The following is a 23,543-nucleotide window of genomic DNA, read 5'->3' on the forward strand; positions in this document are numbered from 1 at the left end:
CCTCAGGCCGGCGGTTCGGAACCGGCGATGTTCACGAGCCACTGCACGCCGAACCGGTCGACCAGCATGCCGAAGCTGTCGCCCCACGGGGCCTTGGAGAGCGGCTCGAGGACCGTACCTCCGTCGACGAGTTTCTCGTAGTAGCCCGACAGTTGCGCCTCGTCGTCGCCGCTCAGCGAGACCGAGATCTGCGTACCCTCCTTCAGCTCCATGTGAGCGGGAACGTCCGCCGCCATCAACGTGAACCCTGCGTCGGTCGTGAGCTGGGAGTGCATGATGAGGTCGGCGTCCGAGGGGTCCTGGCTCATACCGAACTCCGCGAACGTGCTCTGCTGGAGGGTGCCGCCGAAGACCGACTGGTAGAAGTCCATCGCCTCCCTGGCCTGCGAACGGAAGTTGATGTACGGATTGAGGATCGATGCCATCGTGGGATCTCCTTCGTGCGGACGCGGAACGCGCCGCTCCCCCACAGGCTACCGAGCGGGCCGCGCCTGCGGGAGAGTCAGCCCGCGTACCCGGTCTGAGCGACCGGGAGGTCCAGGAGGCCGCGGTCGGGCCCGCGGTGGTGACCAGGGTCGGGGATGACCAGCAGCGGACGGAGCTGATCGTGCGCAAGCCGGGCGGAGACCGAACCGCTCGTGAAGTGGTCGAGCATGCGATCGAAGCCCCGCCTCCTGCCGCCGACGACGATGAGGCGGGCCTCGGTCTCCTGCGCGAGCTGGGCGAGCTCGTCGGCGACATCGCCCGAGAGGACGCGGATCCGCCACTGCGGGCGCGGCTCGATGGCGTCGAGGGCGCCGCGGATCGCGGTGATCAGATCGGCCGCCAGGTCGACCTCGGACGAGCCGTCCTCGAAGTCCGCCGACACCTCGAAGTGCTCCGGCCGATCCCACCCCGTCGACACGATGTCGGCTGCGACATAGGCGCAGACGAGGTCTCGCCCGAGCTCGACGGCGAGCCGCGCGCCGTGCAGGAGGACGTCGACCGGCTGGCCGAGATGGACTCCGACGATCACGGGCCCGGTGTCGGGCAGCGGCGGGTGCGTGCCGTGCGCCGCGTCGCTGGACGAATCGCGGTCACCGTTGGGCTCAGCGGGACGGGGCTGGGACACAGGGCCTCCTGGAGGTCGTGCAGGCGTCGGCGGCGACGCCCGGGTTCGATGCGGAAACAGTAGACCGCGCAGAGCACCGGTCTCTGGCGCGCGGTGGCGTCGCGTGGGTCAGCGGCGGTAAGCGTCCACGATCAGATCACCCCTGATCTCCCCCATCGCGGACAGAATGCGGTCGACGACCGCGTCCGTGACACTCGACGCCTCGATGTCGTAGGGGCCGAGCGACTGCAACGGGCGGCAGCGCACGCGGACGACCTCCCAGCCGACGGCGCGCAGCAGCCGGTCTTTGCGGCGATCGGAGGCCTCCCTCGGGCCGACGTGCTCCAGACCGTGCCGACCGATCGTGTCGTATTCGACCGCGACCCGCAGCTCGGGGACGACGATGTCGGGCCAGACCTCGAGCTGGTCATAGAACGGCCTCGCCACCCGCACCGCATTGCAATCGAGGTCGACGGCGAGCCGCTCGGCGATCCGCCGACGCAGCTCGGGCTCTGCGGCCGAGGCCGGCCGCGGAGCCCGCTCGCTCCGGAACGCCTCGCCGACGGCGACGCGGGCGGCTCCCCCGCGGGCGTTGCGGCACACCGGGCAGCGGCGGCCGCCCAGGATGCGCTCGACGGTGGCCGTATAGGCGGGATGGCCTTCCGGGCACTGCCACGAGTAGCGGGTGGCCGTGCCGTTCTCGCGCGAGAGCGCAGCGCGCGAGGCGGGCGTCGCCAGCGCGACCAGCTCCTCCCGGCTCATCGAGGTGCGGTCGAGGCGCCGGCACAGGTAGCAGCGGTCGTCGTCGGGGTCACTCTCGATGCGCCGCGGATCGCGGGCATGGCCGCACAGGTGGAGCCCCGCGTCGGGCTCAGGCGCACGGATGCGCCGCGGGACGGCGAGCTCGGCGCACCACGGGCACCACGCCGAGCGCCGACGCGTGCCGCCCGGTCGCGAGCGCTGCTCCTGCGGCGTGGCGATGAAGCGATGTCCGGCGTCGCACTCCCATTGCACGTAGACGTCGGCGGCGGGCGGGATCTGGCTGAGGACGATCCCGGCGTTCAGTTCGGGATGGAACTGCCGCACGAGCGCGGGATAGCGTTGCCAGTCGGCCCGGTAAGTGCCGACGGCGTATGGCACGGACTGCGCCTTCGACCACTGGCGCCGCGCCCACCACTGGGCGACGCTCTCCGTCACCTCGGCCCGCCGTTCACCTGCCTACCGTACGAGCGGCCGCCGACAACACGCAGGTCGAGGCGCGTCTCACAGGACGAACGGGATGAGCGCCCGGCGATCGGCCGGGTAGTCGGGGAACGTCTGGTGATACCAACGGTGATTCGCCATCGCCCGCGGCGCCAGGTTCGCGGTCGTGTAGAGGGCGAACGCCAATCCGGCGAGCGACCAGGTCGCGAGCGCCCAGCCGAACCACTCGGTGATCTCGCCGAGGTAGTTGGGACTGGAGACGAAGCGGAATCCGCCGCCGAATGGGATGCGGTACCCGGAACCCGTGCGCCGCAGCGCGCGCAGAATGCGGTCGGAGCCCAGATTGACCGCATAGCCGGCCACGAACACGGCCACGCCGACCCAGAACCGAGGATCGGCGAGCCAGCTCGTCGGATAGTCGCCGTATTCCGAGATCCAGCGCGCATTGACCCACGCGTTGAGCAGATTGAACCCGATCGCGAGCAGCATCACCAGAACCGGCATTCGCGAGCCCGAGCGCATGAGGAGCGGGTAGACGAAGGCGCGCTGCACGTAGTGCGCCTGCCAGAGCAGCAGGAAGAGAAGCGGCACGACGTCGGCGCGGTGCGAGCCGAGCAGATAGAAGGCCAGGAACGCCAGGCTCGCCGGCACCTCCATGACGATCCAGCCGACCCGCGCGGGAACCGTCGGCCCCCAGCCGGATCGGCCGTGCCGACCGCCGTACGGGGCCACGATGAACTGCAGCGCGACGAAGGTCACGGCGGCCAGGACGAACTCGGCGCCCACGAACCACCAGTAACCACCCTCCGGCATGTGCGGGAGTCTAGTGCGACGCGAGGTGTCGGCGAAGTGAGGTGGGCCCTGCCGGGATCGAACCGACGACATCCACGGTGTAAACGTGGCGCTCTACCAGCTGAGCTAAAGGCCCGTGCGACTCCACCCTAGCGGGTGGGCCATGCGACGACCGGTCGGTCAGACGTGCGCGGGAAGCAATTCGAGTGCGGCGCGGTAGGCCTCGATCGAGCGGGCCTCCCCCGGCGCCGTGATGAAGGAGGCGCGGATGATGCCCGACTCGTCGATGAGGAAGGTCGCGCGGTTCGCGAAGCCCTTCTCGGGGAGGAAGACGCCGTACTCCTTGGCGGTCTCACCGTGCGGCCAGAAGTCGGCGAGGAGGCTGAAGTCGTAGCCCTCCTGCTCGGCCCACGCGCGCAGGGTGTACTTGGAGTCGACCGAGATGGCGAGCAGCTCCACCCGGTGGTCCTGGAACATCGCCAGGTTGTCGCGCAGCGCGCACAGCTCGCCCGTGCAGGTGCCCGAGAACGCGAGTGGGAAGAAGACGAGGGCGACGGCCTTCGAGCCGCGGAAGTCGCTGAGCCTCACCGATCGGCCGTGCTGGTCGAGCAGTTCGAAATCGGGTGCCTGGGTGTCGTTCTCCAGAGCCATGAGACGGTGTCCTTTCAACGCGACGGGGACGGTTTCTCCCGTCGGCGCACGAGGACACAGCATAGACCCGGTCGCGGCGCGCTCCAACCACGGCCGGGACTCCCTCCCTGTCACCGGGTGCCTCGACTTGCGGCTAGGCTGAACGATGGTGCCCGCAACATGTCGTGACCCGACCCGCGGATGCGCGCCTTCCACGATCCGTCCGACACAAGAAAGAGGTCGAGGGTGACTGTAAACGACCAGGACCCGTATTCGATGAATAACATCGACTCGGACCCCGAGGAGACCGCCGAATGGCGTGAATCCCTCGATGCACTGGTTGCGGCACACGGCCATGAGCGCGCTCGCGAGATCATGCTGAGCCTGCTGAAGCGCTCGAAGGAGCTGCACCTCGGCGTGCCGATGGTGCCGACCACCGACTACATCAACACCATCTCCCCCGAGAACGAGCCGGAATTCCCCGGCGACGAGGAGATCGAGCGCCGCTACCGGGCGTGGATCCGCTGGAACGCGGCCATCCTCGTACACCGCGCGCAGCGCCCCGGCATCGCGGTCGGCGGCCACATCTCGACCTACGCGTCGAGCGCCGCACTGTACGAGGTCGGCTTCAACCACTTCTTCCGCGGCCAGGACCACCCGGGTGGCGGCGACCAGATCTTCATCCAGGGCCACGCCTCCCCCGGCACCTACGCCCGCGCGTTCCTCGAGGGCCGGCTCAGCGCCGACCAGCTCGACGGCTTCCGGCAGGAGAAGTCGCACGCGGGCGGTGGCCTCTCGTCGTACCCGCACCCGCGGCTCATGCCCGACTTCTGGCAGTTCCCGACGGTGTCGATGGGTCTCGGCCCGATCAACGCCATCTACCAGGCGCAGCTCAACAAGTACCTCACCAACCGCGGCATCAAGGACGCCTCCGACCAGCACGTCTGGGCGTTCCTCGGCGACGGCGAGATGGACGAGGTCGAGTCGCGCGGTCAGCTGCAGGTCGCGGCCAACGAGAAGCTCGACAACCTCACCTTCGTCATCAACGCGAACCTCCAGCGCCTCGACGGCCCGGTGCGCGGCAACGGCAAGATCATCCAGGAGCTGGAGAGCTACTTCCGCGGCGCCGGCTGGAACGTCATCAAGGTCATCTGGGGCCGCGAGTGGGACGACCTGCTCGCCCGCGACGATGACGGCGCGCTGGTCAACCTGATGAACCAGACGCCCGACGGCGACTACCAGACCTACAAGACCGAGAACGGCGCCTATGTGCGCGAGAACTTCTTCGGCCGCGACCCGCGCACGCTCGAGCTGGTCAAGGACTACAGCGACGACGAGGTCTGGAACCTCAAGCGCGGCGGCCACGACTACCGCAAGGTCTACGCGGCCTTCAAGGCGGCCGTGGAGCACAAGGGCCAGCCGACCGTCATCATCGCGAAGACCATCAAGGGCTACGGCCTCGGTCCGTCGTTCGAGGGCCGCAACGCGACCCACCAGATGAAGAAGATGACGCTGGACAACCTCAAGACGTTCCGCGACGCGATGCGCATCCCGATCAGCGACGCCCAGCTCGAGGAGAACCCCTACCTGCCCCCGTACTACAACCCCGGGCCGCAAGACGAGGCGATCGAGTACCTGCACGAGCGCCGTCGCGCGCTCGGCGGCTACGTGCCGGAGCGCCGCGTCAAGTACACGCAGCTGACCCTCCCGGACGACTCGGCGTACGCCATCGCCAAGAAGGGCTCCGGCACACAGGAGATCGCCACCACCATGGCGTTCGTCCGCCTGCTGAAAGACCTCCTGCGCGCGAAGGACTTCGGACACCGCATCGTCCCGATCATCCCGGACGAGGCCCGCACCTTCGGTATGGACGCGTTCTTCCCGAACGCGAAGATCTACAACCCGAACGGCCAGCACTACACGTCGGTCGACCGCGAGCTCCTCCTGGCCTACAAGGAGAGCCCGCAGGGCCAGATCATCCACGTCGGCATCAACGAGGCGGGCGCACTCGCTGCGTTCACCAACGTGGGAACGTCGTATTCGACCCAGGGCGAGCCGCTCATCCCGGTCTACGTCTTCTACTCGATGTTCGGCTTCCAGCGCACCGGCGACGCCATGTGGGCTGCCGGCGACCAGATGGCGCGCGGTTTCATGATCGGCGCGACCGCCGGCCGCACCACGCTCACCGGCGAGGGCCTGCAGCACGCCGACGGCCACTCGCTCGTGCTGTCGAACACCAACCCGGCCGTCGTCTCGTACGACCCGGCCTACGGTTACGAGATCGGGCACATCGTGCGCTCCGGCCTCGAGAGGATGTACGGCGACAGCCATCCCGAGCCGAACGTCATGTACTACCTGACGGTCTACAACGAGCCGATCGTCCAGCCCGCCGAGCCGGAGGGCGTGGACGTGGACGGCATCGTCCGCGGCATCTACAAGCTCCGCGACGGCGAGGGCGAGGGCCCCAAGGCACAGCTGCTCGCGTCGGGCGTCTCGGTGCCGTGGGCGCTCGAGGCGCAGCACCTGCTCGCGCAGGACTGGGGCGTGTCGGCCGATGTCTGGAGCGTCACCTCGTGGGGCGAGTTGCGCCGCGACGGCCTCAAGGCGGAGGAGCACAACTTTCTCTACCCGCAGCAGGAGAAGCAGGTGCCGTACGTCACCCGCAAGCTGCAGGGCGCCGAGGGCCCGTTCGTCGCCGTGACCGACTACATGCACGCCGTTCCCGACCAGATCCGTCAGTTCGTCCCGGGCGAGTACGCCACGCTCGGCGCCGACGACTTCGGCTTCTCGGACACGCGCGCCGCTGCGCGCCGGTTCTTCAAGATCGACGGCCCGTCGATGGTCGTCCGCACCCTGGAGCTGCTCGCGGCCCAGGGCAAGGTCGACCCGAACGCCCCGGCCTGGGCGATCGAGAAGTACCTGCTGCACGACGTGAACGCCGGCACCACCGGCACCGCGGGCGGCGAGTCCTAGACCGCGGGCCGTGCCGACGACACCGGAGAGGACGAAGTCCGAGACGCTTGCGTGGTTGCGCAAGATCTCGGGCGAACTCGCCACGACCACACTGAAGCGGCTGGAGGACACGCTCCCCTGGTATCGGGACATGCCGCCCGGTCGTCGCAGCGCGGTCGGCCTGGTCGCCCAGGCGGGCATATCGTCGTTCATCTCGTGGTTCGACGACCCGCGGTCGACACCCTGGATCGCGGCGGACGTCTTCGGGGCGGCTCCACGTGAGCTGCTCCGGAGCGTCAGCCTGCAGCAGACGCTCCAGCTCATCAAGATCACCGTGGAGGTGGTCGAGGAGCGCGTGAAGAGCGGAGGCAACGAGGCGCTCAAGGAGGCCATCCTCCTGTATTCGCGCGAGATCGCGTTCGCTGCGGCCGACGTGTACGCGCGCGCCGCAGAGGCGCGCGGCCTGTGGGACGCGCGACTGGAGGCGCTGGTCGTCGACAGCATCCTCACCGGCGAATACGACGACGAGCTCCCGAGCCGGATCGCCGCTCTCGGCTGGCACGGCCACGGCGAGGTCAGCGTGCTGGTGGGAACCGCGCCCAAGATGCTCGACGTCGACCAGCTGCGCCGCACCGCACGGCACATGTCGGCCGACGTGCTGATCGGCGTGCAGGGCAGCCGGCTCGTGCTGGTGATCGGGCGCGCCATCCCGAGCGACAGCGCTCCGGAGGACGCCATCGGCACGGCGCCGATCATCAGCTTCCTCGAGATCGCCCAGCAGCTCGAGCCGGGTTTCGGCCCCGGCCACCTGGTTCTCGGCCACGAGGTCGCGAGCCTCGTGGACGCCTCCAAGAGCGCCAAGGCGGCTCTGGCCGGGTTCGCAGTGGCGAAGGCGTGGCGCAACTGCCCGCGACCCGTGCACGCCGACGACCTGCTGCCCGAGCGGGCGCTCGCGGGCGACGGCCTCGCGCGGGCCACACTCATCAGCCGCATCTACCGTCCGCTGCAGGGCTATTCGACCGAGCTGCTCACCACGCTGTGGTGCTACCTCGACAACGGCCGGTCGCTGGAGGCTACGGCGCGGGAGCTGTTCGTGCACCCCAACACCGTGCGCTACCGGCTCAAGCGGGTGTCCGAGGTGATCGGCTGGGACGCGACCGGCGCCCGGGAGGCGCTCATCCTCCAGGCGGCCTTGATCGTCGGTTCGATCAACGAGCCGGACGCGCCGCGTCGGCACTGAATCACGCCGCACTGTAGACATTCACAAAGCATCCGAGAATAGTTCGTACCTATCCGACACATCCGCTCAGCGGAAGATTGGCAGACTTGAACCCGTGATCGTCATCGTGTGCCCGGGACAGGGCTCCCAGACCCCCGGCTTCCTCGACCCGTGGCTCACCGAACCGTCGTTCCGCGACCAGCTGACCGGAATCTCCGACGCCGTGGGCATCGACCTCGTCGCCCACGGCACCGTGAGCGACGCCGACACGATCCGTGACACCGCGGTGGCCCAGCCGCTCATCGTCTCCGCCGGCCTGCTGACGCTGTCCGCCCTCCTCGCCGACGGCCGTCGCGAGAAGATCGGCGGCATCGCCGGGCACTCGGTCGGCGAGCTGACCGCCGCGGCCGGCGCGGGTGTTCTCTCGGAGACCGACGCCGTCGCCTTCGTGCGCGAGCGCGGGGCCGCGATGGCCCGTGCCGCGGCCGAGGCGCGCACCGGTATGAGCGCCGTGATCGGCGCCGACGAGACCGAGTTGCTCGCGACCCTCGACTCGCTGGGCCTCTCCCCCGCCAACTACAACGGCGGAGGCCAGATCGTCGTCGCCGGCGACCTCGACGCCCTCGCCGCCCTTGCGGAGCAGCCTCCCGCGCGTTCGCGGGTCATCCCGCTCCAGGTGGCCGGAGCCTTCCACACGCGCTACATGGCGCCGGCGGTCCCCGCTCTCGAGGCGTTCGCCGCCACACTCACCACGAACGACCCGACGCTCCGGCTCTGGACCAACAAAGACGGCTCGGAGGTCACCGACGGGGCCGAATTCCTCCGCCTCCTCGTCGGCCAGGTCTCCTCGCCGGTCCGCTGGGACCTCGACATGCAGGCCTTCCAAGACGCAGGCGTGACCGGCATCATCGAGGTCGCCCCGGCCGGGGCGCTCGTGGGCCTCGCCAAGCGCGGCCTGAAGGGCGTGCCCGCCGTCGCGGTCAAGACGCCCGACGACCTGCCCGCCGCATTCGACCTCATCGACCAGGCTGCCTAGGAGAATCCGATGACCCACCCCACTCTGCAGCAGTCCCACGGTCCGCAGTACACCCGCATCCTCTCGATCGGCGCCGCGCGCGGCGACCTGGTCGTGCCCAACGACGACCTCGTCGGCCCGATCGACTCGTCAGACGAGTGGATCCGTCAGCGCACCGGGATCATCACCCGCACGCGCGCCAGCCACGACGTCGGCGCCGTCGACCTCGCGACCGAGGCGTCGAAGGAGGCCATCGAGAAGTCGGGCGTCGACCCGAAGCTGATCGACGCGGTCATCGTCGCGACGATCTCGAATCCGCAGCAGACCCCGTCGCTCGCCGCGGTGCTCGCCGACAACGTCGGCGCGAACCCGGCCGCGGCCTACGACATGAACGCGGCCTGCGCAGGGTACGCCTACGCAGTGGCCCAGGCGGATGCACTGATCCGTACCGGGCAGGCGCACTACGCCCTCGTCGTCGGCGCCGAGAAGCTCTCGGACGTCGTCGACCCGACCGACCGCACCATCTCGTTCCTGCTCGGCGACGGCGCGGGCGCGGTGGTGATCGGCCCGAGCGAGTACCCCGGCATCGCCAAGACCGTCTGGGGCTCCGACGGCTCCAAGGCCGGCGCGGTCGGGATGGGCAGCACGCTCACCGAGTTCCGCGACGGCGAGGCCCCCTGGCCCACGCTGCGGCAGGACGGCCAGACGGTCTTCCGCTGGGCGGTCTGGGAGATGGCGAAGGTCGCCAAGCAGGCGCTCGACGCCGCCGGCGTCACGCCCGACCAGCTCGCGGCCTTCATCCCGCACCAGGCGAACATGCGCATCGTCGACGAGTTCGCCAAGCAGCTCAAACTGCCGGAGACCGTCGCGATCGCCCGCGACATCGAGACGACGGGCAACACGTCCGCGGCCTCCATCCCGCTGGCGACCCACCGGCTCCTGCAGGAGCATCCCGAACTGTCCGGCGGCCTCGCCCTCCAGATCGGCTTCGGCGCCGGTCTGGTGTTCGGCGCGCAGGTCGTCGTGCTCCCCTAGGGCCTGCCCTAGACTGATCAACGGTCAAAACGACACCCCCTCAAGGAGATAACACCATGGCATTGTCCACCGAAGAAGTTCTTGCCGGCCTGGCCGAGCTCATCAACGACGAGACCGGCATCGCGACCGACACGGTTGAGCTGGACAAGTCGTTCACCGACGACCTCGACATCGACTCGATCTCGATGATGACCATCGTGGTCAACGCCGAGGACAAGTTCGACGTCAAGATCCCGGACGAAGAGGTCAAGAACCTCAAGACCGTCGGCGACGCCGTCGAGTTCATCGTCAAGGCGCAGGACGCCTAAGCACCGCACGAACAAACTTCCTGCGCGCGGGCGGTTCCCCCGGGTTCCGCCCGCGCGAGCGGCAGCGCCGTGCGTGCTGAGCCGTCGTTCCTACTACCCGGAGTTGCCGTTATGACCAAGAAGATCGTCGTCACCGGCGTGGGCGCATCCTCCCCGCTCGGTGGCACCGCCCCCGAGAGCTGGGCCGGCCTGCTGGCCGGGAACTCGGGCGCCCGCAGCCTCACCCACGACTGGGTGGCCGAGCTCGAGCTGCCCGTCACATTCGCCGCGGAGGCGCTCGTGCGCCCCGACACCATCCTCGACCGGCCGACCGCCAAGCGCCTCGACCCGTCCAGCCAGTTCGCGCTGGTCTCCGCGATGGAGGCCTGGGCCGACGCCGGCGCTCCGGAGGTCGCCCCCGAACGTCTGGGTGTCGACTTCGCCACCGGCATCGGCGGCGTCTGGACCCTGCTCGACGCCTGGGACACGCTTCGTGAGCGCGGACCGCGCCGCGTGCTGCCGATGACGGTTCCGATGCTGATGCCCAACGCGGCCTCCGCCGCCGTCTCGATGCACTTCGAGGCCCGCGCGTTCGCGCGCACGGTGGCCTCCGCGTGCGCGTCGAGCACCGAGTCGCTCGTCAACGCCTACGAGCACCTCCAGGCGGGCCTCGCCGACGTCGTGATCGCCGGAGGCACCGAGTCGGCGATCCACCCGATCACCATCGCGTCGTTCGCATCCATGCAGGCGCTGTCGCGCCGCAACGACGACCCGGCCACGGCCTCCCGCCCCTACAGCATCGACCGCGACGGTTTCGTGATGGGCGAAGGCGCTGCCAGCCTCGTCCTCGAGACCGAGGAGCACGCGCTCGCCCGCGGCGCCCGCATCTACGCCGAGATCGTCGGCGGCGGCGTGACGGCCGACTCGTACCACATCACCGCCAACGACCCGGAGGGCCGCGGCGCCAGCCGTGCCGTGCGCCTCGCGCTCGAGCAGGCCGGCGCATCACCCGACGAAGTGACGCACATCAACGCGCACGCGACGAGCACGCCCGTCGGCGACCCGTCGGAGTACGTCGCCCTGCGCGAGGTCTTCGGCGACCGCGTCCACGACCTCCCCGTCTCGGCGACCAAGGCATCGACCGGACACCTGCTCGGTGGCACCGGCGCTCTGGAGGCCGTGTTCACGATCTTCGCGCTGCGCGACCGCATCGCACCGCCGACGATCAACATCACCGAGATGGACCCGGCGATCCCGCTCAAGGTGTCGGGCGAGCCGCAGCCGCTCGGCGACGGGCCGCAGCTCGCGATCAGCAACTCCTTCGGGTTCGGCGGCCACAACGCCGTCGTCGCGATCCGCTCCGTCTGAGCCGCACGCCCGCAGTGAGAAGGAGGCCCCGGTCGCTGGACCGGGGCCTCCTTCGTTCACCGCGTGCGGGCGGCAGCGCCGGGCCCGCCGCGGGAGTCGTCGTCAGCCGACCTTGTGAAGCCAGATGACGGAGGTGTCGTCGTGGGCGCGCCGGAACGGCTCCAGCTCGTCGTCCCACGCCTGTCCGAGCGCGAGCCGCAGTTCGCGATGCAGTTCGAGCGCGTTCGCGCCTGCGACCTCCATCGCGTAGCGGATGCGGTCTTCGGCCACGACGGTGTTGCCGGCCGTGTCGGTCTGCACGAAGAAGATGCCCAGGTCGGGCGTATGCATCCAGCGGCCGCCGTCTGTCCCGAGACCGGCGTCTTCGGTGACCTCGTAGCGCAGATGCTCCCACCCGCGGAGGGCGGTCGCGAGACGTGCGCCGGTTCCCTGGGGGCCGTCCCAGAAGAACTCGGTGCGCTGGGCGCCCTTGAGCACCGGCTGCGTCTCCCAAGTGAAGTTGACGGCGCGACCGAGAGCGCGCCCGGCAGCCCACTCGATGTGAGGGCAGAGCGCGCTGGGGGAGGAGTGCACATAGAGCACTCCTCGGGCTGCGTGAGCCGTCATGGTTTCCTCCGTTCATCGGTACGTCTTCCCCTACGACCGCGAACGTGATCCATGACATCTATGAAGTTGGCTACCGCGATTATGCCCGACAACGCGCCCGAGTTACAAGATTGTGATTCGGCGATTCCTCCGTGCCTCCGGGCGGCGAGCGGAATAGCATACCGAGTATGTCGGTCCAGTATGGTTTCCTCGCGGTGCTGACCCAGGGCCCCGCCTACGGCTCCCAGCTCCAGAACGAGTTCCTCCTTCGCGCGGCGAACCGCCGCCAGCTCAACGCCGGGCAGGTGTACTCGACCCTCGACCGGATGACTGAGCAGGGCCTGATCGAGTCGGCCGGGGAGACCGACGACGGCCTGCCGTTGTACCGTCTCACCGAGTCCGGCGCGCGGGAGGCGAGGACCTGGCTCACGGCCGGCCCTGCCGATGCCCGTCCCGACTGGGACGAGATGCAGGACCAGGTGCTCATCGCGGCGTCGATCGACGGAGCCGACGCAGCGGCGGTGGTGGCCGACTATCGCGCCGCGTTCGCCGAACGGATCCGCGAACTCACCCATGACGCCGACTCGCGTGCCGTCCTCGCGGCGAACCGCGCCGCCGAGCTCGGAGCACGGGCCGCCATCGAATGGCTCGACGAGGTCGCCGCCGCATTGTCAGCGCATCCCGGGGCGCTCGCACAACCGCGCTGCCCCGACCGCCCGCGCCGCGGACGCAAGCCCACCGCTGCGGTGGACTGAATCGACCGCAGCAGGGTCAGTGGAGGAGCGTGCCGTCCTTGGCCAGCACGTTCTTCTCCCCCGCCTCGATCGGCACGGTGAAGCGGTTCTGCGCCGGGGGCAGCGGGCAGTTGAAGTTGTAGCTGAACGCGCAGGGCGGCAGCACGGCGAGGTTGAAGTCGAGCGTGACCGTGCCGTCCTCGTTCGGGACCACGAAGAGGAAGCGGCCGACGGAGTAGGTGCTCTCGCCATTCGTGGAGTCGGCGAAGACCAACTGGAGCGCGCGCCCGGCCTTGAAGGCGGCGAGGTTGTAGTCGACACCGTCTTTCGTGAATGTGATCTCGCCCGGGATGACCATGTCGCGGGTGGCGCCGTCGTCTTTGAGGTGCTCGAAGCCGACCGTCTTGCCCCCCTCGATCGCCGAGAACTTCGCGGTGATGATCCACTCGGGATTGAACGGGAACGCGTCGATCGAGCCGAAGCGCTGGATGTCGTCCGACTGCGCGTCCCACACGCGGAGGGCGTAGTCGCCCTGCTCGCTGGCGATGACGAAACCGGTGACGGTGTCGCTGAAGCGCACCGCCGACGGATTCGGGTCGTCCTTGCCCCGGACGATCGCGGAGCCGTCGACCAGCACCTCGTCGACGAAGATGTTGTCGGTGGCGGCGGCCGTCACCCGGAGGCCCGACTGTCCCTCCGGCAGCGGAGACCAGAGACCGGGGATGCCCCAGACGGGCTGTTCGGAGGTCGGGTCGCCCGTGATCCACTGCGTGTTGACCAGCGCCAGATTGCCCTGCGGGGCGGTGACGGCCTGCTCGCGGCGAGCGTGGTAGCGGGCGAGGACCGCGTCGGGATCGGCGGGGGCTGCGGTGTCGGTCATGGTCTCCATCCTCTGTCAGATCGGTAGCGACAACCACGTGCGACACTCCCCCATTCCCGGCCGCCCTCCCTTGTGCTCATTTCGCCTCGCCGTAGCTGTCGACGATCGCGGCGGTCACCGGGAAATCGACCGGGAAGCCCCCGAAGAGCAGCCGGCCGGCCTGCGCCGCCGACTCGGTGACGGCCGCCGCCACGGCGTCGGCCCGCTCGGCGGGTGAGTGCACGATGACCTCGTCGTGCAGGAAGTAGACGAGATGCGGCCCCGTGGTCAGTGGTTCGCCCGCAGGGGTCAGCGCGGCGAGCCGGTTCCTGAGCTCGGCCATCCAGCACAACGCCCACTCCGCCGCGCTCGCCTGCACCACGAAATTGCGCGTGAACCGCCCCCAGTCGCGCGCCTGGGACCGCGCGCGACGCTCGTCTGCCGGGGTCGACTCCGCTCCGGAGGCCACCGACTGCGACATCCTCCAGCCGGCGCCGGGGGGCGGCGAGCTGCGGCCGAGCCGGGAGGTCACGATCCCGCCGTTTTCGCCGGTCCGCGCGGCGTCCTCCACCAGCCGCACAGCGCGGGGGAACGCCCGGGCGAGCCGCGGCATCAGCCGCCCGCTGTCGCCGGTCGTCGCCCCGTACATCGCGCCCAGCATCGCGACCTTGGCCTGAGAGCGCTCGGCGACGGCGCCGGTGGCGACGATTCCCGCGTAGAGATCGCGGCCCCGTCCGGCCGCGGCCATGGCGGTGTCGCCGGCCAGCCCGGTCAGTATGCGCGGTTCGAGCTGAGCGGCGTCGGCAACCACGAGCTTCCATCCGGGGTCGGCTACCACGGCGCCGCGCACCTCTTTGGGCAGCTGCAGGGCGCCGCCGCCACGCGTGGCCCAGCGTCCGGTGACGACCCCTCCCGGGAGGTAGTCGGGCCGGAACCGACCGCCGGCCACCCAGGTGTCGAGCCACGCCCAGCCGTTCGCCGAGTAGAGGCGGGACAGCTTCTTGTAGCGCAGCAGCGGGGGGATGGCGGGGTGTTCGAGCTCGCGAAGCTCCCATGACCGCGTGGAGGTCACCATCAGTCCGGCGCGTCGGAGTGCCTTGAGCACCTCGGGTGGACTGTCCGGATTCAGTGCGGGCGTGTCGAGCAGGCTCCGGAGCTCGGCTGTCAGCTCCTCCATGATCGCCGGCCGGCCGTAGCGTGGTCGCGGGCCGAGCAGCGTCGTCAGCAGCGCGTCGTGCCGCTCGATGCTGTACGGGAGGCCGGCGTGCCGCATCTCGGCGGCGATCAGCGCACCGGCCGACTCGGCAGCCAGCAGCAGGCGGAGTCGCCCCGGCGCGGTGCTGCCGGCCACCGCCTCCTGCTGGGCGGCGAACTCCGCGGCCGCGGAGGGCGGCGCCACGGGCGCGGAAGCATCCAGGTCGAACAGCGCCGCCGAACCGGCCGCGACAGGGTCGTCGACAAGGTCGTCGACAAGGTCGTCGACATCCCATGGGCCGAGCGGTGCGGACGCGATCGCGGACCCCGCACTCAGCGTCGACGACCTCAGGATCGCGTGGCAGAGCCGCAGGTCGACGCAGCGCTCGACGCGGACGCCGGGCCGCAGCAGTGACGGGTACCAGCTCCGGGTGTCGTTCCACACCCATCGCGGATGCCGTGCGGCCTCCTCTGCGCGCACGAAGTCAGCCAGTTCGGCGTCCGTGACGCGCGCACGGTGATCTTCACCGTGCGCCCCATCGCCGCTGGTCACCGTGACCTGGCCCGGGGCGGCGCGTTCGAGGAGGATGTGCACCCGTCAATTCTCCTCAGGACGGATGACATCGCCGATCTCGCCTCGGTATAGTGAGCAACACTCATTTCGTGACGATGCCGACCCGAAAGGCGATTCGCGATGACCGAATATCTGCACGACTCCCAGGGCGTCTGGATCGCTTTCCGGACCGGCCCGCAGGCGCGCTTCCTGTTCAACCCGGACGGCGATTGGATCGGCTGGTTCCCCTGGGGCGACGATGACGCCGTGACACCCGGCGGCGCCTACCTCGGCACCGTGCACGGCGACCGTCTGTTCACCGACGCCGGTCACCCATACCGCGGCGACCCGGGATACCCGGGAGCTCCAGGCTACCCGGGTGCCGCACCGTATCCGGGCGCCGGCACGTACTCCGGACTGCCCTCGGAATGCGACGACGTTCCGAGCAACCTCCTCTGGCCGCGCATCGCCTCCTGAGACTGCTCGCGGGGTCACCCTGTCAGCCGGCCAGCGCCGTCAATCGCGAGCGCAACTCCGGCCACGACGCACTGAAGCCCGGGTGCAACGGGAGTCCGGTGACATCGGGCACAGGCACCCAGCGCAGTTCGATGCTCTCGACGTCGGCCATGTGCGGCTCGAACGCGTGCACCGCCTGGGCGACCACGGTCGTGTACGACCAGAACCCGAGGTCGAGCACGCTCGTGAACAGAACCTCCACGGCGTCGGCCGGTACCGCCGCCTCCTCGGCGGCTTCGCGCAGAGCGCCCTCCACGGCCGTCTCGCCCTCGTGGCGCGCACCGCCCGGGAGGCCCCAGGTGCCGCCGAAATGACTCCAGTCGGCACGGTGCTGCAGCAGCACACCGCGCCGCAGATCGTGCACGAGCAGCCCCGCGGCGCCGAAGCGGCCCCAGAACCGTTCGCCGTTCGGACCTTCCACCCACGCGTCGCCGGAGTTCACGTCTCCACGTTAGCCGCCCGTCCGGGATGCTGACGCCGTGTGTCCGTCCTAGTGTGTTGCAATGACACTCGAACGTTGGCGCCACCTCACCGAGTGGCCGCTCACCGCCGCTGCCGCGGTGTTCCTCGTCGCCTACGCCTGGGAGGTCATCGCCAACCTCCACGGGCCGGAGCTCGTCGTCGCAGAGACCGTCATCTGGGTGACCTGGTGCGTGTTCCTTCTCGACTACGCCGTCTGCCTCGCCCTGGCCCCGCACCGATGGCGATGGTTCTACACGCATCTGTTCGACCTCGCCATCGTCGTGCTGCCCATGCTGCGGCCTCTGCGCCTGCTGCGGCTGGTCACGATCCTGGCGATCCTGCAGCGCAGCGCAGGCATGGCGTTCCGCGGGCGGGTCCTCGTCTATGTCGCCGGGGCGGGCTCCCTGCTCGTCTTCACTGCCGCCCTTGCGGCGCTCGATGCCGAGCGCGGCGTGCCGCACTCGCACATCGAGACCTTCCCGCAGGCGGTGTGGTGGGCGTTCGAGACGATCTCGACGGTCGGTTACGGCGACTACACGCCGGTCACCGACGTCGGCCGGCTGGTGGCCGTCGGCCTCATGATCGGTGGGATCGCGACGCTCGGCATCGTGACGGCGACGCTGGCCTCCTGGATCGTCGACCGGGTGGCCCAGACCGAGATCGACACCCGGTCGGCGACGCGCGGTCAGATCCGCGAGCTGTCGGCGCAGGTCGCCGAGCTCAAGGCGCTGCTCGAGAAGAAGTCTGCCTGATGCCGCAACGCAGCGCAGCGGTGCTCCTGCATCGAGACACCGGAAGCGGCCCCGAGGTCTGGATCGCGCACATGGGCGGCCCCTTCTGGGCGCGCAAGGACGAGGGCGCGTGGACGCTGCCCAAAGGGCTCGTGGAGGCTGACGACACGGACGAGCTCACCGCCGCCCGGCGTGAGTTCGCCGAGGAGATGGGCACGCCCTCCCCCGCCGCCGACTACATCCCCTTGGGCGAATTCCGCGCGTCGTCGAAGACCTTCGTCGTGTTCGCCGCCGAGACGGACTTCGGGCCGATCGAACTCGCCAGCAACACGTTCGAGTTGGAATGGCCGCCACGCTCGGGTGTGATGAAGGAGTTCCCCGAGGTGGACGCCGCCGGCTGGTTTCCGATCGCGGCCGCGCGCGCGAAACTCGCGAAAGGACAGCGGCCCATTCTGGACGCACTGCTGCGCCGCCTCCACGCGATCGAAGATCGGTAGCGCGCAGCGGCCCCTCCCGGACGTATCGTTGGCTGCACGTGCCGGGACGAAGGAGGAGCAGGTGGCGACGAAGAAGAAGGCCGAGAAGGACGCCGAGAAGGCCCTGATCGCCGCGCGGGCCGCGGTCGACGAGGCCCAGCGCCTGGTCAAGAAGCTCGACAAGAAGACCCGCAAAGAGGCGGACGAGCTGGCCGCAGCGCTCGAACAGGCAGCGAAGGACGCGAAGAAGGCGGCTCAACGCGCGCGCAAGACGGCCGAGCAGGCGGCGAAGGACGCCAAGGAGAAGGCGCAGACGGCCCGGGAGAAGGCGCGCACTGCCGCTTCCGTCCCCGCCGCCAGCACCGGTATCCCGACGTTCCGCGATCTGCGCGACCGGGCGAAGGCGCAGGGCATCCAGGGCTACTCGCGGATGAACAAGGCGCAGCTCCTGCACGCGCTCGGCGAGGGGTAGGACGGCGATCTGTTCACCGGCCGGTAACCAGCCGCTCCTACGGTTGCGGCCGTGACAGACACCTCCGCGCGGCCGGCGATCCTCTCCGCCCTGGCCGCGGCGCCCGCGCCGCGAACCCTGATCGACATCCTCCGTGAGCAGGCCGCACGGAACCCGCAGGGCTCGGCGATCGAGGACGCCAGGGGGGCGCTCAGCTACCGCGAGCTCCTGGCCCGCGTCGTCGCCACCGCGGCACGGCTGCACGAGGCCGGAGTGCGGCGGGGCGACCGGATCGGCGTGCGGATGACGTCCGGGAGCCGCGAGCTGTATCTCGCGATCCTCGGGGTGCTCGCCGCGGGAGCGGCCTATGTGCCCGTCGACGCCGACGACCCGCAGGAGCGCGCCGACCTGGTCTTCGGCGAGGCCGATGTGCGAGGCGTGATCACAGACGACGGCTACGTTCCGACAGCCTCCGCCGATGACACAGGGGTCGACGCGGTGCCCGTCGACGCCGTAGTGGCCGATTCGGCGCCGGTAGCCCCGCACGCCGTGCAGGCCGGCGAGCCGCACCCGAGCACCTCCAGTCTCCCGCTGATCGAGCCGCCGACGCCGGAGGACGACGCCTGGATCATCTTCACCTCCGGTTCGACGGGAACGCCGAAGGGCGTCGCGGTGCGCCACCGGTCGGCGGCCGCGTTCGTGGACGCAGAGGCGCGGCTGTTCCTGCAGGACGAGCCCATCGGCCCCGGCGATCGGGTGCTGGCCGGTCTGTCGGTCGCGTTCGACGCCTCCTGCGAGGAGATGTGGCTCGCCTGGGGCCACGGCGCGTGCCTCGTGCCCGCTCCGCGTTCGCTCGTGCGCACCGGCATGGACCTCGGCCCGTGGCTCGCGGCGCGCCGGATCACCGTCGTGTCGACCGTCCCGACCCTCGCCGCGCTCTGGCCGACGGATGCGCTCGACACCGTCCGGCTGCTCATCTTCGGTGGGGAGGCATGTCCGCCCGAGCTGGTGAACCGGCTCGCCGTGGAGGGCAGGGAGGTCTGGAACACCTATGGCCCCACCGAAGCGACCGTCGTCGCCTGCGCGAGCCTCCTCACCGCGGGCGAGCCGGTGCGCATCGGCCTGCCGCTCGACGGCTGGGACCTGGCCGTGGTCGGCCCTGACGGCTCCCCCGTGGGCGACGGCGAGAGCGGCGAGCTGATCATCGGCGGCGTCGGTCTCGCGCGCTACCTCGACCCGGCGAAGGACGCCGAGAAGTACGCGCCGCTCCCCTCGCTCGGCTGGGAGCGCGCGTACCGCAGCGGCGACCTGGTGCGTTTCGACCCGGCCGGCCTGTTCTACCTGGGCCGCGCCGACGACCAGGTGAAGGTCGGCGGCCGCCGCATCGAGCTCGGCGAGGTGGAGGCCGCCCTCCAGCAGCTCCCCGGCGTGTCCGGCGCTGCGGCGGCGGTGCGACGCAGCGCCGCGGGCAACGACGTGCTGGTCGGCTACCTCGCGGTGCCGGATCGGTCGCTCTTCGACCGCCGCACCGCGCTGGAGGAGCTGCGCGCAGAGCTGCCCGCCGCGCTGGTGCCGTTATTGGCCGTGGTCGACGACCTCCCCGTGCGGACCTCGGGCAAGGTCGACCGGGCCGCCCTGCCGTGGCCGCTCGCGGACGACGACGACGACACCCCCGACCTCGACCCGGTCTCCGAGGCGCTCGCCGTCGACTGGCGGAGCGTGCTGGGCCTGCCGGTGAGCGGCCTCGACGACAACTTCTTCGACCTCGGCGGAGGGTCCCTGGCGGCCGCCCAGCTGGTCTCGCTGCTGCGGAGGCGCCACCCCGACATCACGGTCGCCGACATCTACGCCCATCCCCGTTTCGGCTCGCTCGCCGCGGCGCTCGCGGAGAGCTCGCCGTCGGCGTCGGCCGCCTCGACGCACGTCGTGCCGCCGACCCCGCGTCGCATGCAGGTGCTGCAGACTCTGCTGGGCGTGCCGCTGTTCATCCTCAACGGCATCCGCTGGCTGCTCTACCTGCTGACCGCGGCGGCCGTGCTCCGGCCGTTCGGCGGCTTCGGGTTCCTGCCGGAGGTGAACCTGGTCTGGCTCATCGTCGGACTGCTCGTGTTCGTCACCCCGTGGGGCCGGATGGCGATCGCGGTGGTCGCCGCGCGCCTCCTGCTGCTCGGCGTCAAGGCGGGCGATTACCCGCGCGGCGGCGGTGTGCACCTGCGGCTGTGGCTCGCCGAACAGGTTGCCCACCAGATCGGCGCGGCCAGCCTCGCCGGGGCGCCGTGGATCAGCTACTACGCCCGCGCGCTCGGTGCGACCGTCGACCGCGGGGTGGACCTCCACGCCCTGCCTCCGGTGACGGGCATGCTGCGGATCGGGACGGGGGCCTCTGTCGAGCCGGAGGTCGACCTCGCCGGATACTGGATCGACGGCGACCTGGTGCGCATCGGCGAGATCCGGATCGGGGCGGGTAGCTCGGTCGGCGCGCGCAGCTCGCTGATGCCCGGCGCCAAGATCGGCCGCGATGCCACGGTCGCTCCGGGCTCCGCGGTCTTCGGCCGGGTTCCGGCCGGGCAGAACTGGGCAGGCTCCCCCGCCGTGCGCGTGGGCAAGGCGCGCGAGTGGTGGCCGGCCGAGCGGCCGCAGCGCCGCACCCGGTGGGTCGCGGCCTACGCTCTCGCCTCACTCGTGGTCTCCCTCGTCCCTGTGGTCTCTCTCGCGGTGGGCGGGCTCGTCGTGGCGGCGTTCACCCGCGGTGCCGACAGCCTGGCCGACGCGATACCCGGCGCGCTCGCGGCGGTCGTACCGGCCACGCTCGCCTCCGGCGTCGTCCTCGCCGGCCTCGTCGTGATCCTGGTGAGACTGCTCGGGCTCGGAATCCACGAAGGCGTCTACCCGGTGCGCAGTCGCACCGGCTGGCAGGTCTGGTCGACCGAGCGCCTGCTCGACATGGCGCGCACCCTGCTCTTCCCGCTGTACTCGAGCCTGTTCACCCCCGTCTGGTTGCGGATGCTGGGTGCGCGCGTCGGCCGCGACGTCGAGGCCTCCACCGTGTTGCTGCTGCCGGCCATGACCAGGATCCGCGACGGCGCCTTCCTCGCCGACGACACGCTCGTAGCCTCCTACGAACTCGGCGGAGGCTACGTGCGGGTCGCGGAGGCCGAGATCGGCACCCGCGCCTTCCTCGGCAACTCGGGCATGGCCGGCGGAGGCAACCGGGTGCCGCGGGACGGCCTGGTCGCCGTGCTCTCGGTCGCCCCGCGCAAGGCGAAGGCCGGGTCGTCGTGGCTCGGCTCGCCGCCGGTCAAGCTGCGCCGGCGCGCCCAGGACGCCGACCTGTCGCGCACGTTCGAGCCGCCGGCCGGCCTCCGGGTGGCGCGCACGGCGTGGGAGCTGCTGCGCATCGTCCCGGTGTTCGTCACGTGCGCGATCGGCCTTGCGGTCCTGTTCGCGCTGGGCGCGCTCGCGGAGAGCCTCGGTATCGTCTGGGCGATCGTCCTCAGCGGCCCCGTGCTCCTGATCGCCGGCGCGGTCGCCGCTGCCGTGAGCACCGCAGCCAAGTGGGCGCTGCTCGGGAGGTTGAAGCCCGGCGAGCATCCGCTCTGGTCGTCGTTCATCTGGCGCAGCGAGGTCTCCGACACGTTCACCGAGATGGTGGCGGCGCCGTGGTTCGCCTGGTCGGCGGCCGGGACGCCCGCGCTGGTCTGGTGGCTGCGGAGCCTCGGCGCCCGCATCGGCAGCGGCGTGTGGATCGACAGCTACTGGCTCCCGGAGGCCGATCTGGTCGAGTTGGGCGATGCCTCCACCGTCAACCGGGGCTGCGTCGTGCAGACCCACCTGTTCCATGATCGAATCATGAGTATGGACGAGGTGATCATCGAGCGCGGCGGCACGCTGGGGCCGCACAGCGTCATCCTCCCGGCCGCGGCGATCGGCTCCGACGCGACCGTCGGCCCGGCCTCCCTGGTGATGCGCGGCGAGACCGTGCCCGAGCGCAGCCGGTGGAGCGGCAACCCGATCGGCCCGTGGCGAGACGTGACCGTGCGAGAGTACCGTGCTCTGCGATGACCACGGCTCCCCTCAGCGCTGACGCCGCTCCTCTCGCGTCCCACGCCTACCTCCCGCGCTCCGGCACCGGCGATTTCTCCGTGCTCTCGTACGACCTCGATCTGAGCTACAAGGTCGCCACCAACCGGCTCGACGCGACCGCGGTGATCCGTGGACGTGCCAACGTCCCGCTCGCCGCGGTCTCCCTCGACCTCGTGCATCTGCGCGCCAAGCGTGTGCGGCTCGACGGCGACAAGCGCACCCGGTTCACGCAGACCCCCACGCACCTCCGGGTTAAGGCGGCCAAGCCGATCCCCGCCGGGAGTGAATTCACGGTCGAGATCGCCTACGACGGCTCGCCTGTTCCCCGTCGCACGCGCTGGGGTGCCCTGGGCTGGGAGGAGCTGAGCGACGGGGTCATCGTCGCATCGCAGCCGTCGGGCGCGCCGACCTGGTTCCCCTGCAACGACCGGCCGTCCGACAAGGCCGCGTACCGCATCACGATCACGACGGAGCAGCCGTACACGGTGCTGGCCACGGGCGAGCTCGTGGAGCACACCGTGAGCGGAGGCCGCGGCACCTGGACGTTCGAGCGCGCCGAGCCGACGGCCAGCTACCTCGCCGCCGTGCAGATCGGCCGCTATGTGCTCGAGCCCCGCCGTACCGACGGCGTCGAGTGGGTGATCGCCTATCCGCCGGCACTGGCTCGCCGCGTGCTGGCGGACTTCGCGCCGGTCGGCCGCATGATCGAGTGCTTCCAGGAGCGCTTCGGCCCGTACCCGTTCTCGTCGTACACCGTGGTCGTCACGGAGGACCCGCTGGAGATCCCCCTGGAGTCGCAGGGCATGGCGACGTTCGGGTCGTCGCACGTCGACGGCCGTGGAGGCTCCGAGCGGCTGATCGCGCACGAACTCGCCCACCAGTGGTTCGGCAACAGCGTCGGCGTCGCCTCCTGGAGCGACATCTGGCTCAACGAAGGCTTCGCCTGCTACGCCGAGTGGATCTGGTCGGAGTTCTCGGGCGGCCCGTCGGCGAACACGCTCGCGCGCACCCATCACGCAGGGCTGCGCCTCAAGCCCAAAGACCTCGTGCTCGCCGACCCGGGTGTCGACAGCATATTCGACGACCGCGTCTACAAGCGTGGCGCGTGCCTCCTGCACGCCCTGCGCCGTCGACTGGGCGACGAGACGTTCTTCGACCTGCTGCGCGGCTGGTCGGCCGCCCGTCGCTACGGGACGGCGTCATCGCGCGACTTCGAGGCGTTCGCGGCCGGCTTCTCCGACGAGCCCCTCGACGCGTTCTTCGACGCGTGGCTGCGCGAGACGCGGCTCCCGTCGCTGAATGCGTGAA

The 23,543-nt window shown here is 70.4% G+C and carries 22 protein-coding genes and 1 tRNA gene; 13 read left to right on the plus strand and 10 right to left on the minus strand.

Translation table 11 applies throughout. From position 1 onward, the window contains the following. Positions 1-2 precede the first annotated feature (2 nt). The 6 genes from AC0HS0_RS17500 to AC0HS0_RS17525 form a co-directional block, all read right to left on the minus strand. On the minus strand, positions 3-425 hold the full coding sequence (locus tag AC0HS0_RS17500) for a VOC family protein (protein ID WP_472965423.1): 423 nt from the start codon (positions 423-425) through the stop codon (positions 3-5). A gap of 77 nt (positions 426-502) precedes the next feature. Then, entirely contained in the window at positions 503-1,111 is a 609-nt protein-coding gene (locus tag AC0HS0_RS17505) for a universal stress protein (protein WP_472965424.1), read from the minus strand. Between the two features lie 108 nt (positions 1,112-1,219). After that, positions 1,220-2,287 carry a hypothetical protein gene (locus AC0HS0_RS17510; RefSeq protein WP_472965425.1) on the minus strand — a complete coding sequence of 356 codons (1,068 nt, stop codon included), beginning with the start codon at positions 2,285-2,287 and terminating at the stop codon, positions 1,220-1,222. A 66-nt stretch (positions 2,288-2,353) separates the two neighbouring features. Next, the gene (locus AC0HS0_RS17515) at positions 2,354-3,106 is read right to left on the minus strand and encodes a phosphatidylethanolamine N-methyltransferase family domain-containing protein (RefSeq protein WP_472965426.1); all 753 of its coding nucleotides are present in this window, start codon (positions 3,104-3,106) and stop codon (positions 2,354-2,356) included. Between the two features lie 42 nt (positions 3,107-3,148). Further along, positions 3,149-3,221: transfer RNA gene (locus AC0HS0_RS17520), tRNA-Val, on the minus strand. Positions 3,222-3,265: 44 nt separating this feature from the next. After that, on the minus strand, positions 3,266-3,736 hold the full coding sequence (locus tag AC0HS0_RS17525) for a peroxiredoxin (RefSeq protein ID WP_472965427.1): 471 nt from the start codon (positions 3,734-3,736) through the stop codon (positions 3,266-3,268). 225 nt (positions 3,737-3,961) lie between these two features. On the opposite strand from AC0HS0_RS17525, the gene aceE reads away from it, so the two are divergent. The 6 genes from aceE to AC0HS0_RS17555 all read left to right on the plus strand — a co-directional run bounded on the left by aceE (position 3,962) and on the right by AC0HS0_RS17555 (position 11,591). Next, positions 3,962-6,688, plus strand: a complete 2,727-nt coding sequence (aceE, locus tag AC0HS0_RS17530; RefSeq protein WP_472965428.1) for a pyruvate dehydrogenase (acetyl-transferring), homodimeric type — start codon at positions 3,962-3,964, stop codon at positions 6,686-6,688. Between the two features lie 10 nt (positions 6,689-6,698). Next, positions 6,699-7,907 (plus strand): PucR family transcriptional regulator, encoded by a 1,209-nt coding sequence (locus AC0HS0_RS17535; RefSeq protein ID WP_472965429.1) that lies wholly within the window; start codon positions 6,699-6,701, stop codon positions 7,905-7,907. A gap of 94 nt (positions 7,908-8,001) precedes the next feature. Continuing rightward, positions 8,002-8,922, plus strand: coding sequence for an ACP S-malonyltransferase (locus AC0HS0_RS17540; protein WP_472965430.1), 921 nt, complete (start codon positions 8,002-8,004; stop codon positions 8,920-8,922). 9 nt (positions 8,923-8,931) lie between these two features. Next, positions 8,932-9,936: a beta-ketoacyl-ACP synthase III gene (locus tag AC0HS0_RS17545; RefSeq protein ID WP_472965431.1), complete on the plus strand. Its 1,005-nt coding sequence runs from the start codon at positions 8,932-8,934 to the stop codon at positions 9,934-9,936. Positions 9,937-9,992: 56 nt separating this feature from the next. Continuing rightward, on the plus strand, positions 9,993-10,244 hold the full coding sequence (locus tag AC0HS0_RS17550) for an acyl carrier protein (protein ID WP_021765217.1): 252 nt from the start codon (positions 9,993-9,995) through the stop codon (positions 10,242-10,244). A 111-nt stretch (positions 10,245-10,355) separates the two neighbouring features. Beyond that, on the plus strand, positions 10,356-11,591 hold the full coding sequence (locus AC0HS0_RS17555; RefSeq protein ID WP_472965432.1) for a beta-ketoacyl-[acyl-carrier-protein] synthase family protein: 1,236 nt from the start codon (positions 10,356-10,358) through the stop codon (positions 11,589-11,591). A gap of 102 nt (positions 11,592-11,693) precedes the next feature. On the opposite strand, the gene AC0HS0_RS17560 is transcribed toward AC0HS0_RS17555, so the two are convergent. Then, complete coding sequence (locus AC0HS0_RS17560) at positions 11,694-12,197, minus strand: DUF3145 domain-containing protein (protein ID WP_472965433.1); 504 nt, start codon at positions 12,195-12,197, stop codon at positions 11,694-11,696. A gap of 167 nt (positions 12,198-12,364) precedes the next feature. On the opposite strand from AC0HS0_RS17560, the gene AC0HS0_RS17565 reads away from it, so the two are divergent. Next, the gene (locus tag AC0HS0_RS17565) at positions 12,365-12,931 is read left to right on the plus strand and encodes a PadR family transcriptional regulator (protein ID WP_472965434.1); all 567 of its coding nucleotides are present in this window, start codon (positions 12,365-12,367) and stop codon (positions 12,929-12,931) included. 16 nt (positions 12,932-12,947) lie between these two features. On the opposite strand, the gene AC0HS0_RS17570 is transcribed toward AC0HS0_RS17565, so the two are convergent. Beyond that, the gene (locus AC0HS0_RS17570; protein WP_472965435.1) at positions 12,948-13,790 is read right to left on the minus strand and encodes a DUF1684 domain-containing protein; all 843 of its coding nucleotides are present in this window, start codon (positions 13,788-13,790) and stop codon (positions 12,948-12,950) included. Positions 13,791-13,866: 76 nt separating this feature from the next. Then, positions 13,867-15,558: a bifunctional 3'-5' exonuclease/DNA polymerase gene (locus tag AC0HS0_RS17575; RefSeq protein WP_472965436.1), complete on the minus strand. Its 1,692-nt coding sequence runs from the start codon at positions 15,556-15,558 to the stop codon at positions 13,867-13,869. A 99-nt stretch (positions 15,559-15,657) separates the two neighbouring features. Here AC0HS0_RS17575 and AC0HS0_RS17580 point away from each other — a divergent pair, with 99 nt between their 5' ends. Beyond that, positions 15,658-15,993, plus strand: coding sequence for a hypothetical protein (locus AC0HS0_RS17580; RefSeq protein ID WP_472965437.1), 336 nt, complete (start codon positions 15,658-15,660; stop codon positions 15,991-15,993). A gap of 22 nt (positions 15,994-16,015) precedes the next feature. Here AC0HS0_RS17580 and AC0HS0_RS17585 read toward each other — a convergent pair whose 3' ends face one another. Next, complete coding sequence (locus AC0HS0_RS17585) at positions 16,016-16,474, minus strand: NUDIX domain-containing protein (protein ID WP_472965438.1); 459 nt, start codon at positions 16,472-16,474, stop codon at positions 16,016-16,018. A 61-nt stretch (positions 16,475-16,535) separates the two neighbouring features. On the opposite strand from AC0HS0_RS17585, the gene AC0HS0_RS17590 reads away from it, so the two are divergent. The 5 genes from AC0HS0_RS17590 (at position 16,536) to AC0HS0_RS17610 (ending at position 23,542) form a co-directional block, all read left to right on the plus strand. Next, complete coding sequence (locus tag AC0HS0_RS17590) at positions 16,536-17,246, plus strand: potassium channel family protein (RefSeq protein ID WP_472965439.1); 711 nt, start codon at positions 16,536-16,538, stop codon at positions 17,244-17,246. Further along, positions 17,246-17,722, plus strand: a complete 477-nt coding sequence (locus AC0HS0_RS17595; RefSeq protein ID WP_472965440.1) for an NUDIX hydrolase — start codon at positions 17,246-17,248, stop codon at positions 17,720-17,722. The genes AC0HS0_RS17590 and AC0HS0_RS17595 overlap by 1 nt, the downstream gene beginning before the upstream one ends. A gap of 61 nt (positions 17,723-17,783) precedes the next feature. After that, complete coding sequence (locus tag AC0HS0_RS17600; RefSeq protein ID WP_472965441.1) at positions 17,784-18,173, plus strand: hypothetical protein; 390 nt, start codon at positions 17,784-17,786, stop codon at positions 18,171-18,173. 51 nt (positions 18,174-18,224) lie between these two features. After that, a complete protein-coding gene (locus AC0HS0_RS17605; RefSeq protein ID WP_472965442.1) occupies positions 18,225-22,214 on the plus strand; it encodes a Pls/PosA family non-ribosomal peptide synthetase in 3,990 nt (1,329 codons plus the stop codon). Beyond that, positions 22,211-23,542: a M1 family metallopeptidase gene (locus AC0HS0_RS17610; protein ID WP_472965443.1), complete on the plus strand. Its 1,332-nt coding sequence runs from the start codon at positions 22,211-22,213 to the stop codon at positions 23,540-23,542. Before AC0HS0_RS17605 ends, AC0HS0_RS17610 begins: the two co-directional genes overlap by 4 nt. Position 23,543 lies beyond the last annotated feature (1 nt).

It is taken from the genome of Leifsonia sp. PARNA 1/14 (assembly GCF_055720965.1).